The organism is Beijerinckia sp. 28-YEA-48 (genome assembly GCF_900104955.1).
Taxonomy (GTDB): Bacteria; Pseudomonadota; Alphaproteobacteria; order Rhizobiales; family Beijerinckiaceae; genus Terripilifer.
Genome location: NZ_FNSI01000001.1, coordinates 3,238,656 through 3,251,369, shown reverse-complemented (window position 1 = coordinate 3,251,369; position 12,714 = coordinate 3,238,656). Strand labels below are relative to the sequence as shown.

At 61.5% G+C, this 12,714-nt stretch carries 12 protein-coding genes; 2 read left to right on the top strand and 10 right to left on the bottom strand.

Translation table 11 applies throughout. The features are described 5' to 3' along the window. Positions 1-4 precede the first annotated feature (4 nt). Positions 5-859 (bottom strand): DUF1194 domain-containing protein, encoded by an 855-nt coding sequence (locus tag BLW50_RS15440; RefSeq protein WP_090704136.1) that lies wholly within the window; start codon positions 857-859, stop codon positions 5-7. 172 nt (positions 860-1,031) lie between these two features. On the opposite strand from BLW50_RS15440, the gene BLW50_RS15435 reads away from it, so the two are divergent. Next, positions 1,032-1,868 carry a purine-nucleoside phosphorylase gene (locus tag BLW50_RS15435; RefSeq protein ID WP_170850173.1) on the top strand — a complete coding sequence of 279 codons (837 nt, stop codon included), beginning with the start codon at positions 1,032-1,034 and terminating at the stop codon, positions 1,866-1,868. Positions 1,869-1,884: 16 nt separating this feature from the next. Here the strand turns inward: BLW50_RS15435 and BLW50_RS15430 are convergent, their stop codons facing one another. From BLW50_RS15430 to BLW50_RS15420, 3 genes are all read right to left on the bottom strand, one after another. Next, positions 1,885-2,766: a C40 family peptidase gene (locus tag BLW50_RS15430; protein ID WP_090704132.1), complete on the bottom strand. Its 882-nt coding sequence runs from the start codon at positions 2,764-2,766 to the stop codon at positions 1,885-1,887. Beyond that, on the bottom strand, positions 2,763-3,122 hold the full coding sequence (locus BLW50_RS15425; RefSeq protein WP_090704130.1) for a MarR family transcriptional regulator: 360 nt from the start codon (positions 3,120-3,122) through the stop codon (positions 2,763-2,765). Before BLW50_RS15425 ends, BLW50_RS15430 begins: the two co-directional genes overlap by 4 nt. Positions 3,123-3,197: 75 nt before the next feature. Further along, complete coding sequence (locus BLW50_RS15420) at positions 3,198-4,607, bottom strand: leucyl aminopeptidase family protein (RefSeq protein ID WP_090704128.1); 1,410 nt, start codon at positions 4,605-4,607, stop codon at positions 3,198-3,200. Between the two features lie 109 nt (positions 4,608-4,716). Here BLW50_RS15420 and BLW50_RS15415 point away from each other — a divergent pair, with 109 nt between their 5' ends. Further along, the gene (locus tag BLW50_RS15415) at positions 4,717-5,640 is read left to right on the top strand and encodes a tetratricopeptide repeat protein (RefSeq protein WP_244544262.1); all 924 of its coding nucleotides are present in this window, start codon (positions 4,717-4,719) and stop codon (positions 5,638-5,640) included. A gap of 50 nt (positions 5,641-5,690) precedes the next feature. Here BLW50_RS15415 and BLW50_RS15410 read toward each other — a convergent pair whose 3' ends face one another. The 6 genes from BLW50_RS15410 to BLW50_RS15385 all read right to left on the bottom strand — a co-directional run bounded on the left by BLW50_RS15410 (position 5,691) and on the right by BLW50_RS15385 (position 12,690). Then, positions 5,691-6,668, bottom strand: coding sequence for a type II secretion system F family protein (locus BLW50_RS15410; RefSeq protein WP_090704126.1), 978 nt, complete (start codon positions 6,666-6,668; stop codon positions 5,691-5,693). A 9-nt stretch (positions 6,669-6,677) separates the two neighbouring features. Beyond that, entirely contained in the window at positions 6,678-7,658 is a 981-nt protein-coding gene (locus tag BLW50_RS15405) for a type II secretion system F family protein (protein ID WP_090709181.1), read from the bottom strand. 27 nt (positions 7,659-7,685) lie between these two features. Beyond that, positions 7,686-9,134, bottom strand: coding sequence for a CpaF family protein (locus tag BLW50_RS15400; RefSeq protein ID WP_090709179.1), 1,449 nt, complete (start codon positions 9,132-9,134; stop codon positions 7,686-7,688). 44 nt (positions 9,135-9,178) lie between these two features. Further along, positions 9,179-10,444, bottom strand: coding sequence for an AAA family ATPase (locus BLW50_RS15395; RefSeq protein ID WP_090704123.1), 1,266 nt, complete (start codon positions 10,442-10,444; stop codon positions 9,179-9,181). Continuing rightward, positions 10,444-11,136 (bottom strand): CpaD family pilus assembly protein, encoded by a 693-nt coding sequence (locus BLW50_RS15390; protein WP_170850172.1) that lies wholly within the window; start codon positions 11,134-11,136, stop codon positions 10,444-10,446. Before BLW50_RS15390 ends, BLW50_RS15395 begins: the two co-directional genes overlap by 1 nt. Positions 11,137-11,220: 84 nt before the next feature. Continuing rightward, positions 11,221-12,690 carry a type II and III secretion system protein family protein gene (locus BLW50_RS15385; RefSeq protein ID WP_244544261.1) on the bottom strand — a complete coding sequence of 490 codons (1,470 nt, stop codon included), beginning with the start codon at positions 12,688-12,690 and terminating at the stop codon, positions 11,221-11,223. Between the last annotated feature and the right edge of the window lie 24 nt (positions 12,691-12,714).

The window sequence follows — 12,714 nt, the reverse complement described above, 5'->3', positions numbered from 1 at the left end:
ATGCTCAATTGCCCCAACGGTTACGCCACATGGATTCGCCGACAAGGCAGTTGACGCGGGGTTCGCGCGCCTGCGCCGGAATGATGGCGCTGTTCTTGAACAGCGGTTGGGGCAGGATTGAGGCGATTTCCATGATCAATTTGGTCCGCGTGGCTTCGATGAAATTAGCCCGGTCCTTAATCGGAATCAAAAAAGCGCCGGCACCGCCGATCACGCAATCCTCATAATATTCGTCAAGATTGGCGATATCGTTGAAATAGCCATAGTTGGACGGGCGGATCAGCAGCGGCAATCCGTTGATGACGATGCCCTGCTGGAGGGCGTCGTCGCGGGCCTGCGTCACCGGTCGGCCATTGTTGTTGGTGCCGTCGCCCGAAACGTCGATGACCTGCCGCTCGCCGTTGTATCCGTTATTGGCGAATTGCTGCGCCGAGAAATCGATGGCGCCGGAGATGGAGGTGCGCTGCGCTCGCCGATACGGCGCTTCCGTCAGTTTTTCGGCGAAGGCTTGCGCCGCTTGCGCGCTGTCGATCAGCGTCCAGGGCACGAGTACGTCCTGATCGAGCGCCGACGCCCATTGGATATAGATGACGGCGATACGCTGATGCGTGCCCGACTTCAGTGCGGCGAGAAATGGCTGCGAGGTCAAAGCTTGCACATAGCCGTCGCGCTGAATGCGCTGCTCTTCCGGATCCATCGAATAGGAGACGTCGACAGCGAGGACGAGTTCAACGTCGACGGCGGTGGCGCCGTCTTTCGCCGCGGCCGGCAGGCCGAGAAGGGTCACGCCGGCTAGCGCCAGCGCCCAAAGTTTGGTGGCTATCCGGCGGCCAGGGCCCCGACTCGCTCGCGTGTTCATGCGATCGCCTCCAGTTTCCGCAGTTTGACAGGTCTTCTGCTTGGGGCAAGGCAACAATCGTTCCTAACTGGCGATTAAGGCATTTCGCGGTATTCAGGCCGTGTGCCCGAGACGATGATCGCCCGCCATGTTGCCGGCAGCAGGGGGCTTTTGGGGCGGATCTCTTTCACGCATGTTCGCAAAGGGGGCGGAAGTGGACGGCAAGCTTGAGGCGGCAGCCGATCGGATTCGGGAAATCGGCGGTGACGAACCGCTGACGTCGGCGCTGCTGCTCGATCGCGGCATGGAAGGCATGCTTGAGGGTCTGCAGGATGTCGTAAGCCTGCATTTCCGCGATCTCCCCGGTTTTCCCGCCCTCAAAGACGATGCCGCGAACGACGGCTGCCTCACGCTCGGGACACTGGAAGGCGTGCGCGTTGCCTGCTTGTCTGGCCATGGCTCTTATGCCGAGACGGGCGAGCTGAATTCGATGGCTTTCCCGTTCGAGACCCTTACCTTGCTTGGCTGTACCAACCTGGTCATGGCCTGTGGCGTCACTTCGGTGAAGGCCGATTTTCTGACCGGCCATCTGGTCAATATCGCTGATCACATCAATCTCAGCGGCCTCAACCCGCTGGTCGGCGCGGCCAGTGCCGGGGGCTATATGTCGCTTGCTGAAGCTTATGATGGGCGCATGCAGCGGCGGCTGCGCCGTGCCACGATTGGCGCTGGCGTAACCTTTCAGGACGCGGTGCTGATGTGGTTGCCCGGGCCGGTGTTCGCCACGCCGGCTGAAGCGCGTGTCGCTCGCTTACTTGGCGCCGACGTGATCGGGCATTCGTTCATTCCCGAGCTGATCGTGGCGCGCCGCATCGGCCTGCGCGTACTGTCGCTCGGCGCCGTCGCTGGTTTCAGCGCCGGCTTTCAAAACGGCAATCCCACTCATGCGAGTTTTCGCGCCGGTTGCCAGCAGGGCGTGATCTCGCTGCGCCGGCTGTGGCGCGCTTTCCACCGCGTCAAGGAAACTTGATAATCAGGCTCGATGATTAGGCTTGCGGCGCCAGACGCCTCACCGCCGTGATCTCGCCACCGCCGCTGTTTCGAATGCGTGTGACGGCGCCCGCCAGCGGCTCCTCGATCACCTGCATGTGATGACCGTTGGCGTGCAGCAGCGCCCCCGCGTCGCTAACGATGCCGACATGGCCCTTCCAGCAGACGAGATCACCGCGTTGGCAATCGGCGCCATCTGCCTGCACGGTCACCGCTGTGCCCGTTTGCTGAGCAATCATGTCGCTGTCGCGCGGGCAGGGCAGGCCGCAGGCGTGCAGGGCGATCTGAACAAGGCCTGAGCAATCGATGCCGCTGCTGGTCTTGCCGCCCCACAGATAGGGCGCGAACAGGAAGCGTCGGGCAACAGCGATGAAGTCTTGCTCTGTCTCCGCCAGCGGCGTGACATGATCGCGCCAGATGCAGCCAAGTCCGGCGACCTCGACGAATTTCTCCGTTGTGCGGGTGACGGCGAGGCGGGCCTGCATCGGTAGCGCCATCACGATGGGGCGCTTGATATCGGCTGAAGGGTAGACCAGCGTGCGCGGCGCGCTGACGCGATGGGTCGCCTCGACAGGCGCTATCAGAGATACGGTGGGCAGATAGCCCACGTAATGGTCGGCCTGCAATTGCACCCAGGCCCAGCCATGGCTCTCATCAAAGACGGTGACGTCTTCGCCAAACAGCGCCTGCGTATCCAAAGCCGCATCGAGTGATGGGCTGGCGCGCAGCGCTTGGGCTTCGACCGCCACGCGCATGTGTCGTCCCAGGGTATAACGGGCGCTGCTGACGCGTCCACGCAAGGCATCCGCCGTGAGATCAGGGCGCGCCGGCGTCGTGCGTCGGTCGAATCCAGCGGGCAAGGCCCATCCGTCGCTCATCGCAAAGCCTGCATTTTTCGAATGACGAGATCGCCGATCGCTTCCACGTAAAGTGCCCCTTTCACCGTGCGCTGCACGACGACATTGCGCCGGTCGGCGGGATCGCGGCGGCGGCTGACGAGCCCTATCTTGCCGAGACTGTCGAGGGCGCGGGTGATTACCGGCTTGGTGACATCGAGTTTGGCGGCCAGGCCGCGCACTGTATGCGGCGGCGGCTCCAGATAGATGGTCAGCAGCACGGTCAACTGCCGCAAGGTGAAATCAGCCGCTCCCTCGGGCCGGCATTCGAGCGCGAAGCCGAGTGAAACATCGTGCAGAAGCTGCAACGACTGGGAAGCTTTCAGAACAGATGACATCGCCGCCAATAATTGTTTCGGTTCCGGATCATATCCGACCGGAGCGAGAGCAAGTCAAGGGCGGCGATGTGTCGGTTAGCTTTTGCGCGGTTTGCCGCCGAAACGGTCATTCAACAGAGTAAACAGCATGCGCGCCGTCTGCGGTTCGCCGCCCTCGGGCCGGCCGGGCTTGGTGGCGGGCGTCCAGCCGTAAATGTCGAAATGGGCCCAGGAGACGCCGGTTTCGACGAAGCGGCGCAGATAGAGCGCCGCGGTGATGGAACCGGCGAAAGGGCCGCTCGACACATTGTTGAGCGAGGCAATCTTGCTGTCGAGCATGGAATCATAGGCGTCCCACAGCGGCAGGCGCCACACCGGATCCTGTTCGGCGAAAGCCGTCGTCGTGATGGCTTCGGCGAGTGCGTCGTCATTGCTGTAGAACGGCGGCAGATCGGGGCCGAGCGCGACGCGGGCCGCGCCGGTCAAGGTGGCGAAGTCAAACAGCAGTTGCGGCTTCTCTTCGCAGGCGAGCGCCAAAGCATCGCAGAGCACGAGGCGGCCTTCCGCATCGGTATTGCCGATCTCGACCGTCAGCCCCTTGCGGCTCTTGTAGACATCGCCGGGGCGAAAAGCATTGCTGGACACGGAGTTCTCGACGATCGGCAAAAGCACGCGCAGGCGCACGTTAAGCCCGGCGCCCATGATCATTTCGGCCAGCGCCAGCGCCGTGGCGGCTCCGGCCATGTCCTTCTTCATCAACAGCATGGCGCTCGATGGCTTGAGGTCGAGACCGCCAGTATCGAAACAGACGCCTTTGCCGACGAGCGTCACCTTGGGCGCTTTCACCGGCCCCCAGCTGATATCGACGAGGCGCGGCGCATCGTCGGAGGCGCGGCCGACCGCATGAATGAGCGGGAAGTTGTTTTGCAGCAGGGCATCGCCCTTGATGACTTGCACTTTCGCTTTATGGCGCGTCGCGATCTGGCGGGCGGCGGCTTCGAGCGCGCTCGGTCCCATGTCATTGGTCGGCGTGTTGATCAGATCGCGCGCGGTGTTGATAGCGCCAACGGTGCGGGCGAGGCCCAAGGCATCGACACGCGCCGGCGGTACCAGTCGCGCGAAGGGCTGGCCGTTCTTGCCGTAGCGGCCGAAGCGATAGGACGAAAGCCCCCAGGACAGGGCGGCCAATTCGCTGCTCTGGGCTGATGATCCCGGGGCATTGGCGAAATGATAGTCGCCTGGCGGCAATAAGGTCGCCAGCCGGCCGGGGGCCATGTCGTCGCGGCGTGCCTTGTCGAACTCATCGACACCGAACAGCACGCCGGCAATCGCACCTGATGGGCTGGGGCAGATCAGATGGCGGCCGGGCGAGGGGGTGAAGCCATTGGCCTTGGCGAAGGCGACGGCCTCCTTCGGCAGGTCGCCTTGCAGGCTGTTCCATGTCTCGGTGGTCGCGAACCAGACGGGAATCGATTTCTTCGAGGGAGCTGCGAACAGGTTGGACATTCTGATTCCCGTGTAGCGGAGAGATTTGGGACGTTAACACCTCATTAGGGTTAACGCTTTATTGATGCCTCTTTGACGGCTCGAAGCAACCCCAGATGATGAGTTTGGTATGAATGTTCCCGTCCAGACCGCGGCCATGATCCGCGCCTTGAAACAAGCCGCCAGCGCCCATGTCCTGACAATCGCGACTGTGCTGGCTGCCGGGACGATGCTGGCGGGGTGTCAGAAAATCTCCGACGTCACCGGATCGATCACCCGCAGCGAACCTGCTGCCCCCAACGATCCGGCGGCGATGCGCCGCTATACCGAGGATCTGGGCCGTCGCTACGACGCCGCACCCAACGACAAGGCGGCCGTGCTGCGCTATTCCCGGGCGCTGCGCGCCACCGGCCAGAACGAACAAGCCACTGCCGTCTTGCAACGGGCAGCGGCCACGGCACCCAGCGACATGGACATTCTCGGCGCCTATGGCAAATCCCTGTCCGATGTCGGTCGCCTGGAAGAGGCGGCCAGCGTGCTCGAAAAGGCTCATACGCCGGAACGTCCGAACTGGTCGATTTATTCGGCGCAGGGCTCGGTAGCCGACAAAATGGGCGATCACCAGAATGCCCAGAGCTATTATAAAGCGGCGCTGCAGATCGCGCCTGACGAACCATCCGTCATGTCCAATCTAGGTCTTTCCTACGCATTGACGCGCCAACTGCCCCTGGCTGAGGACACGTTGCGCCGCGCCGCTGGCAATCCGCGCGCCGATAGCCGCGTCCGCCAGAACCTTGCTTTGATTTTGGCCCTGCAAGGCAAGTTCACTGAAGCCGAGGAAATCGAGCGTCAGGTTCTGCCGCCCCAGGAAGCCGCGACCAATATCGCGCAGATTCGCCAGATGATCGCCCAGTCCAACACCTGGCGCGATATCCAGAATTACGATCGCAAGCCGCAAACCAAGCCTCAAGCCAAGACCACGGCGCGCCATCGCCAGCCGCCACCGGTCAATATGGATCCGAAGCTTTCGGCGCTTGATCTGCCGGCTCGTTAAACGTCCTCAGATCATTCCCGGCGGGAGAGTTCGCGCCGGCTCGATCGGACCTACTGGATCGCCGTGATCTGGATGATCGCCGGTGTCATGATGACGGCGAAAAGAACCGGCAGGAAGAAAATGATCATCGGAACCGTCAGCTTCGGCGGCAAGGCGGCAGCTTTCTTTTCGGCGTCCATCATTCGGCTCTCCCGGCTTTCCTGGGAGACGACGCGCAGCGCCTGTCCGAGCGGCGTACCATATTTCTCCGACTGAATGAGCACCGTGACGATCTGCTGCACGGATTCAAGGCCGGTACGTTTGCCGAGATTGTCGAAGGCGACCCGCCTGTCCTGGAGATAGGAGAGTTCGGCAGTGGCCAGCGTGAATTCTTCCGCCAGCGGCACGCTTTGCGTGCCGATTTCCTGGGCGACGCGGCGGAACGCTTGTTCGATCGATGATCCGGATTCAACGCAGATCAGCAACAGGTCGAGCGCGTCAGGAAAGGCCCTGCGCATCGATTGTTGGCGCTTCTGAATCGTATTCCGGATGTAAAGTTCCGGCCCTTTGATACCGACATAGGCCATGCCGATCGCCACGCCGAGCTTCATGGCCACGGGCACAGTCCAGTCGATCATGACAAAGACATAGAACAGCGAGACGAAGAAGGTCAGGAGGGGCGCGACGAGTCGGAAAAACAGAAAGGCGGTTTCTGCCTGTGGTCCGCGAAAGCCGGCCATGGCCATCTGTTCTTTCGCATTGTCGGTGCCCAGCCATTTCGACAGATTGAACTGATCGACAATCTGCTTCATGTAAGCCTTCGGCTGCTGCCGAAGAGAAACTTTCTGGTTGTTCTTGGTGTTCAACCGCTCACGTTCGCGCGCTCGGATGCGCTCGCGTTCCGAGGCGGCTGCTTTCATGCGTCGATTGAGGGTGTCGGTTTGCAGGAGTGGCAGGCCAATGGTCAGCACGGTCGCCGCACAGGCGATGGCAAGCACGATGCTGAGCAAAAACTGCGGGTCGTTGAGCTTCTCAACAATGCTGATCATCCCTGACGCCTATATGTCAAAATTGATCATCTTGCGCATCGACAAAATGCCGACGAGCATCCACACCGCACTAATGCCCATGACCATACGTCCGGTCGGATGGCTCCAGAGCAGCGAGATGTAGCCAGGGGCGGTCGCGTAGACGAGGCCACCCACCGCGAAGGGCAGACATCCGATGATGCTGGCCGATGCCTTGGCTTCAGCCGAAACCGCTTTGATCTTCGCCTTCATCTTCTTGCGATCACGAAGAACCCGCGACAGATTGCCGAGCGCCTCGGACAGATTGCCGCCGGATTTCTGTTGGATGCCGATGACGATGGCGAAGAAATTTGCCTCGGCAACAGGAACCCGTATCGCCAACCGTTCGATCGCTTCCCCAAGCGGCATGCCGATGCTTTGGGTCTCGATAATCTGGCGGAATTCGCCACGCACCGGTTCCGCCGCTTCTGATGCGATGACGCGCAGGCAGTCGGCAAGCGGCAGGCCTGCTTTGACGCCACGGATGATCACGTCAATGGCGTTGGGAAACTCGTCGACGAATTTGTTGATGCGCCGCTTACGCTTAAAGTTGACGAACCAGTTCGGGAATCCGAGCCCCCCGACGGCGAACCCACCTAGGCCATAGAGAGGATTATCGGTCACTATGAAGACCCCTGCGCCGAGAACCACGGCCAGAATGGCAGAGATCACGTAGAACTTCGTCTTCGTCCAGGTGAGGCCGGCCTGAGTAATGCGATCCTCCAGCGAAGCCTTTTTGCGGGTCGCCTTTTGTTCCAGTTCCTTGAGACTTTCGGCGATCTTCTGGCGCCGCGCGGCGGCGTCGGCTCCTCGCTCCGTCGAAACCAGGCCGCGGCCTTTGGTAACCGTTAGGGCGCGTTGGCGCCGCTCGGCTTTGATCTCGCCGGACAGGTAAGGATAGATCAGCGCATAGAACAGACCGCCGGCCGCCAGCAGCGCCAAGCCCGAAACCATGAGGGTCGTCTGGTCCATCATCATGTCCTGTGCCTCGCGGCCACGCTAGTTTACTTCTTCGCCGGTGTCGGACGCGTCCAGAGCGGCGGCGAGCCGCTGCTCTTCGCCGAAATAACGGGCACGATCCCAGAAGCGCGGGCGCCCGATTCCCGTTGAACGGTGCCGCCCGATGAGGCGGCCGGCAGCGTCTTCCCCAACGATGTCGTAGAGGAACAGATCCTGGGTGATGATCACATCGCCTTCCATGCCGAGGACTTCGGTGATGTGCGTGATCCGGCGCGAGCCGTCACGCAGACGCGCGGCCTGGATAATCACGTCGATAGACGTGACAATCATGTCGCGGATCGTGCGCGCCGGCAGCGTAAAGCCGCCCATGGTGATCATCGATTCAAGACGGCTCAGCGCCTCGCGCGGCGAGTTGGCGTGCAATGTGCCCATCGAACCGTCGTGGCCGGTGTTCATCGCCTGCAACAGGTCGAACGCTTCCGGTCCGCGCACTTCGCCGACGATGATGCGTTCTGGGCGCATACGCAGGCAGTTGCGCACCAAGTCGCGCATATGCACGGCGCCGTTGCCTTCGAGATTGGGCGGCCGGGTTTCGAGACGCACCACGTGCGGCTGTTGCAATTGCAGTTCCGCCGCGTCCTCGCAGGTGATCACGCGCTCGTCGGCATCGATGTAATTGGTCAAGCAGTTCAGCAGGGTCGTTTTGCCGGAACCCGTACCGCCGGAGATCAGCACGTTGCAACGGACGCGGCCGATGATCTTGAGAATCTCGGCGCCTTCCTGCGAAATCGATCCGTAGCGCGTCAGCTGGTCGAGGGTGAGCTTGTCTTTGCGGAACTTACGGATGGTGAGTGCCGGGCCATCCAGCGCCAGCGGTGGAGCGATGACGTTGACGCGCGAACCGTCGGGCAGGCGAGCGTCGCAGATGGGCGAGGATTCATCGACGCGCCTGCCGACCTGGCTGACGATGCGCTGGCAGATGTTCATCAATTGCGCATTGTCGCGAAAGCGGATGCTGGTGAGCTGAATCTTACCGGCGACTTCGATATAGGTGTTGGTTGCGCCGTTGACCATGATGTCGGCGATGTCGTCGCGGCTTAGCAGCGGTTCAAGCGGTCCATAGCCGAGAACATCGTTACAGATGTCGTCAAGCAGGTCTTCCTGCTCGGAAATCGACATAACGATGTTCTTGATCGAAATGATCTCGTTGACGATGTCGCGAATTTCTTCGCGCGCGCTCTCGGCATCGAGCTTGGAAAGCTGCGACAGATCGATGGCTTCGATCAGCGCACCGAAGATCATGCTCTTTGTGAGATAATATTCCTCCGACCGGCGGACTTCGGCGACTGGGGCCGCTTCGACGCTCGGCATATGCATGGCGGCGGGCATAGGCGTGCGAACCGCGCGAGGGTTTGCCGCGGGCTTGTTGGCTTCAGGGATAGGCCGCGCCGGCGCGGCCGTCCCGGTTGCTGATCGCTTGCCAAACATCATCTACGCCTTGCTTTTCGGTCGCGGGCGGGTTGCCCCCGTGCTCACGACCGCCTGCGTGCCAGCAGGGCACTGAGGGGGTTAGAGAATCGTTTCTTTGTCTGTTTAATTTCTGCTCTTCCGGTCAGAATCCGGGCGATTTCTTCAATCGCGGCAGTCACGGTGTGGGAGGTATCGATCTCGGCGATCATCTGTCCGTTATTGGCCGCTGTGCCGAACAGTTTGGGATCAAAGGGAATGCTGCTGAGCGGTTCGAGATCGACAGCCTTGGCGAAATCGGCAACGGAAATCTCCGGCCGCTTCGGCACGCCAACGAAATTCATGACCAGCCTCGGCGGCGCGTCGTTGGGCCTTGCGGCGCGCAGGGTATCGAGCAGGCTCTTGGTGTTGCGCAGGCTGGCCAGGTCTGGTGCGGCGACGACGAGGATTTCGTCGGCCGAAACCAGGATACGCCGGCTCCAGGCCGTCCACACATGGGGGACGTCGAGGACGATATTGGGGATCGTCGAGCGCAATATGTCGATCAAACCGTCGAAAGCATTTTCCGACAGATCGTAATTGCGCTCAAGCGTTGCAGGCGCAGCCAGCAGGCTGAGGTTTTCGGTGCATTTCGAGAGCAGTCGATCGACGAAATTGGCGTCGAGCCGCTCGGGTGCGAAAACAATCTCGGCGACGCCCTGCGGCGGATCCTGATTGAAGTCGAGGCCGGCCGTTCCGAAGCCGAGATCCATATCGACTAGAACCGTCGAGGAATCGAATTCCCGCGAAATCGCCCATGCGACATTGTGGGCGATACTGGAGGCGCCGACGCCGCCTTTAACGCCGGTCACGGCCAGAAGCCGTCCAACAGGTGCCGACCCCGCGGCCGCATAAAGCTCGGAAATCGTGCGAACGAAGGACAACACTTCAAAGGGCGAGACGATATATTCGCTGACGCCGCGCCCCATCAGCTCCCGATAAAGTCCAATGTCGTTGGAACGGCCGATGACGACGACGCGTGTCCCAGCGTCGCAATAATCGGCAAGTTCATCGAGATACCCGAGCAGGGCATTGCGCCCCTGGTTGCATTCGATGACGATGACGTTGGGCGTCGGCGCGCTGCGATAGGCTTCGATGGCGGCGGGAGCGCCGCCCATGTGAACTTTCACATGGGCCTTCAGCATGCGACGGTCGTTCATCGACGAGGTGATCGCGTCGGCGGTGGCGGCGACCTCGCAGAAGGCCTGGATCGAGACGCGCGGAACCGGCGCGATCTGTGTCTGCCCGTCCGTCTGGCCGTTGAATTCGTCGAGCGTACCGTCGGCCTCCATCAATTGCCTCCTGTTGTGCCGATGGAGCTGTTGCGTACCGTCCATTTGGCGGCGGGATCTTCACCCATCCGCACTTTGGTGATGGCACGGGTCCGCATGGCGACATCGCTCGGCGTTTCACCGCGCGGACTGACGAGATCGCGCGGATCAGCCACCTGCATTGCGAGATTCGACTGTGTCGCGCAGCCGAAATTCCAATAGGGTTTGTTTTCCCAGCCTTCGAGGCTGCTGCCGGAAGCGAGATCGCGCGGCCACTCGCCGCATGGTCGCGCCGTCCGGGCGCTGAGGCCGACAAAGCTCAGCCGGATTGGCGCCGCCTGGGCGGGATCGCCGGGGAGATAGGAGCCAACCTGCACATGGCCCTTGACGCCGGAGGCCTGCAAGGTGTGGCGGATCTGATCGACAGCAGGCCGGGCGACATAACGGCTGGCGCCGCTGGCAGGCACCTGGATCACGATTGGCCCCTGGCCGTTGGTGAGATAGTCGCCGGCAAAGGAACGGACGCGTATCGTGTTGCTTTTGTCGAGGCCGCTCACGGACGGGAAGATATCAAGCGTGCTTGGCGTCTCCGTCATCACGATGGGATGCCGGGCGCGGAAATCTTCGGGATAGGCGGTGGCCGTCGCGAGCCTGTCGGGCGTGGCGCAACCCGCCACGGACGAGGCCAGCAAGGCGCCGGCGACAAATCGCAATGCAAGTGGGCCCGATACGAGTCGGCCTGGAGGGGAGATAGGCAACATGGATCTCTGTCCCGTACAAGAAAGCGATAGAAACATTCAGTCCGCGATGAAGCCGAAGCTCCCTCTGAAACCCTTGATGGCCTGAGGATTGGACGTGGTGGAATAGAGGCGGTTGACGCGGCCAAGGAGCCAGCTTTGTGGGTCGCTGGCATCGGCCAAGCCGTCATCAGGCCGTTTGAGTTCGCCCGGCTTGCTGACCTTGGCGATATAGGGCGTGATGATGATCATCAGTTCCGTTTCTTTGCGTTGATAGTCGCGCGAGCGGAACAAAGTGCCCAGAATCGGCAGGTTCATGAGCCCCGGTAGACCGTTGATGATCTGCATGCTGGTTGATTGGAGCAGGCCGGCGGAAGCGATCGAACCGCCAGACGGCAATTCGACACTGGTTTCGTTCTTGCGCGTCCGGAAGGCCGGAACGCTGATGCCGCTGAAGACGTAAGATTGAGTTGGGTCGACCTCGGTGACTTCCGTGGCGACGCGCAACAGAATGCGGCCTTCCGCCAGAACCACCGGTGTGAAATTGAGCGTTACGCCGTAGTTCTTGAATGTGATGCCGGTGGTGCAGAGCGTTGTACCGGTGACGGTTGGGGTACAGGTCTGGCTCTGCGGAACCGGCAATTCGCCGCCGGCTGTAAATTTCGCTGTTTCGCCGGATATGGCCGTGACCGTTGGCTCGGCCAGAATACGAGCGACGCCATAGCGCTCATAGGCTTGCAACTGGGCCCCGACCGCATTGGCGGTGTTCAACTTCCCCAGGGTCGCTCCGTTCTGAGCGAAGCTCTGCAGCCCGAAGGCGTTCGCCATTGAGAACTGGCCCCAGCTGCCATTCGCTGTGGCGGTGCTGACACCCAATTGCTTCATCACCTGACGCTGCACTTCGGCAATGCTGACTTTCAGCATCACCTGATCGCGGCCGCGGATGGTGAGGGAATTGATGAGCCTGCCGCCGCTGCTGACGCCTGTGGCGCCCGCCGCAGCATTTGGCGCGCCACCACCGCCGCCCAAGAAGCCATTGGCGATATCCATGGCTTTTTGCGCGTCGCCGGCGGAGTCGACAACGCCGGTCAGAATGATGGTCTCGTCCACGGTCCGTGCAACGATGTCGGCGCCCGGGATGGCGGTGCGCAGAATGCGCTGCAATTCGCCGACATCCCGCCCGACGGAAATTTCAATGACAGCGATCTGCTGCCCCTGGGCATCCATGGCGAAGATCGACGTCTGACCGCCTTCAGCAGCGATAATATAGAGCTTGCGGGCTGAGCGGACGATCGCATTGGCGACTTTGGGATTGGCAACGAAAATTTCCGAAGCGTCCCGGGGCAGATCCAAAATGACGGATTTGCCGACGCCAAGATTGAGGCGGCGGGCGATGGTGCTCTCGCGCTCCATGGCTTGCGGTTGGATGGTTTGGGCAAAGGCATGCTGCGGCAGCAGGCTCGAAGCGCCGATCATCGTGACGCCGAGAAGAGCTGCGAGGGAGCCATGCTTTGAAAAGCCGAAAGTCATGAATGTACTCCGCATGGCGGCAGA

Bases quoted from the DNA above. Each gene is read 5' to 3' on its own strand.
- BLW50_RS15440 (WP_090704136.1), bottom strand. From the start codon at position 859: ATGAACACGCGAGCGAGTCGGGGCCCTGGCCGCCGGATAGCCACCAAA.
- BLW50_RS15435 (WP_170850173.1), top strand. From the start codon at position 1,032: ATGTTCGCAAAGGGGGCGGAAGTGGACGGCAAGCTTGAGGCGGCAGCC.
- BLW50_RS15430 (WP_090704132.1), bottom strand. From the start codon at position 2,766: ATGAGCGACGGATGGGCCTTGCCCGCTGGATTCGACCGACGCACGACG.
- BLW50_RS15425 (WP_090704130.1), bottom strand. From the start codon at position 3,122: ATGTCATCTGTTCTGAAAGCTTCCCAGTCGTTGCAGCTTCTGCACGAT.
- BLW50_RS15420 (WP_090704128.1), bottom strand. From the start codon at position 4,607: ATGTCCAACCTGTTCGCAGCTCCCTCGAAGAAATCGATTCCCGTCTGG.
- BLW50_RS15415 (WP_244544262.1), top strand. From the start codon at position 4,717: ATGAATGTTCCCGTCCAGACCGCGGCCATGATCCGCGCCTTGAAACAA.
- BLW50_RS15410 (WP_090704126.1), bottom strand. From the start codon at position 6,668: ATGATCAGCATTGTTGAGAAGCTCAACGACCCGCAGTTTTTGCTCAGC.
- BLW50_RS15405 (WP_090709181.1), bottom strand. From the start codon at position 7,658: ATGGACCAGACGACCCTCATGGTTTCGGGCTTGGCGCTGCTGGCGGCC.
- BLW50_RS15400 (WP_090709179.1), bottom strand. From the start codon at position 9,134: ATGTTTGGCAAGCGATCAGCAACCGGGACGGCCGCGCCGGCGCGGCCT.
- BLW50_RS15395 (WP_090704123.1), bottom strand. From the start codon at position 10,444: ATGGAGGCCGACGGTACGCTCGACGAATTCAACGGCCAGACGGACGGG.
- BLW50_RS15385 (WP_244544261.1), bottom strand. From the start codon at position 12,690: ATGACTTTCGGCTTTTCAAAGCATGGCTCCCTCGCAGCTCTTCTCGGC.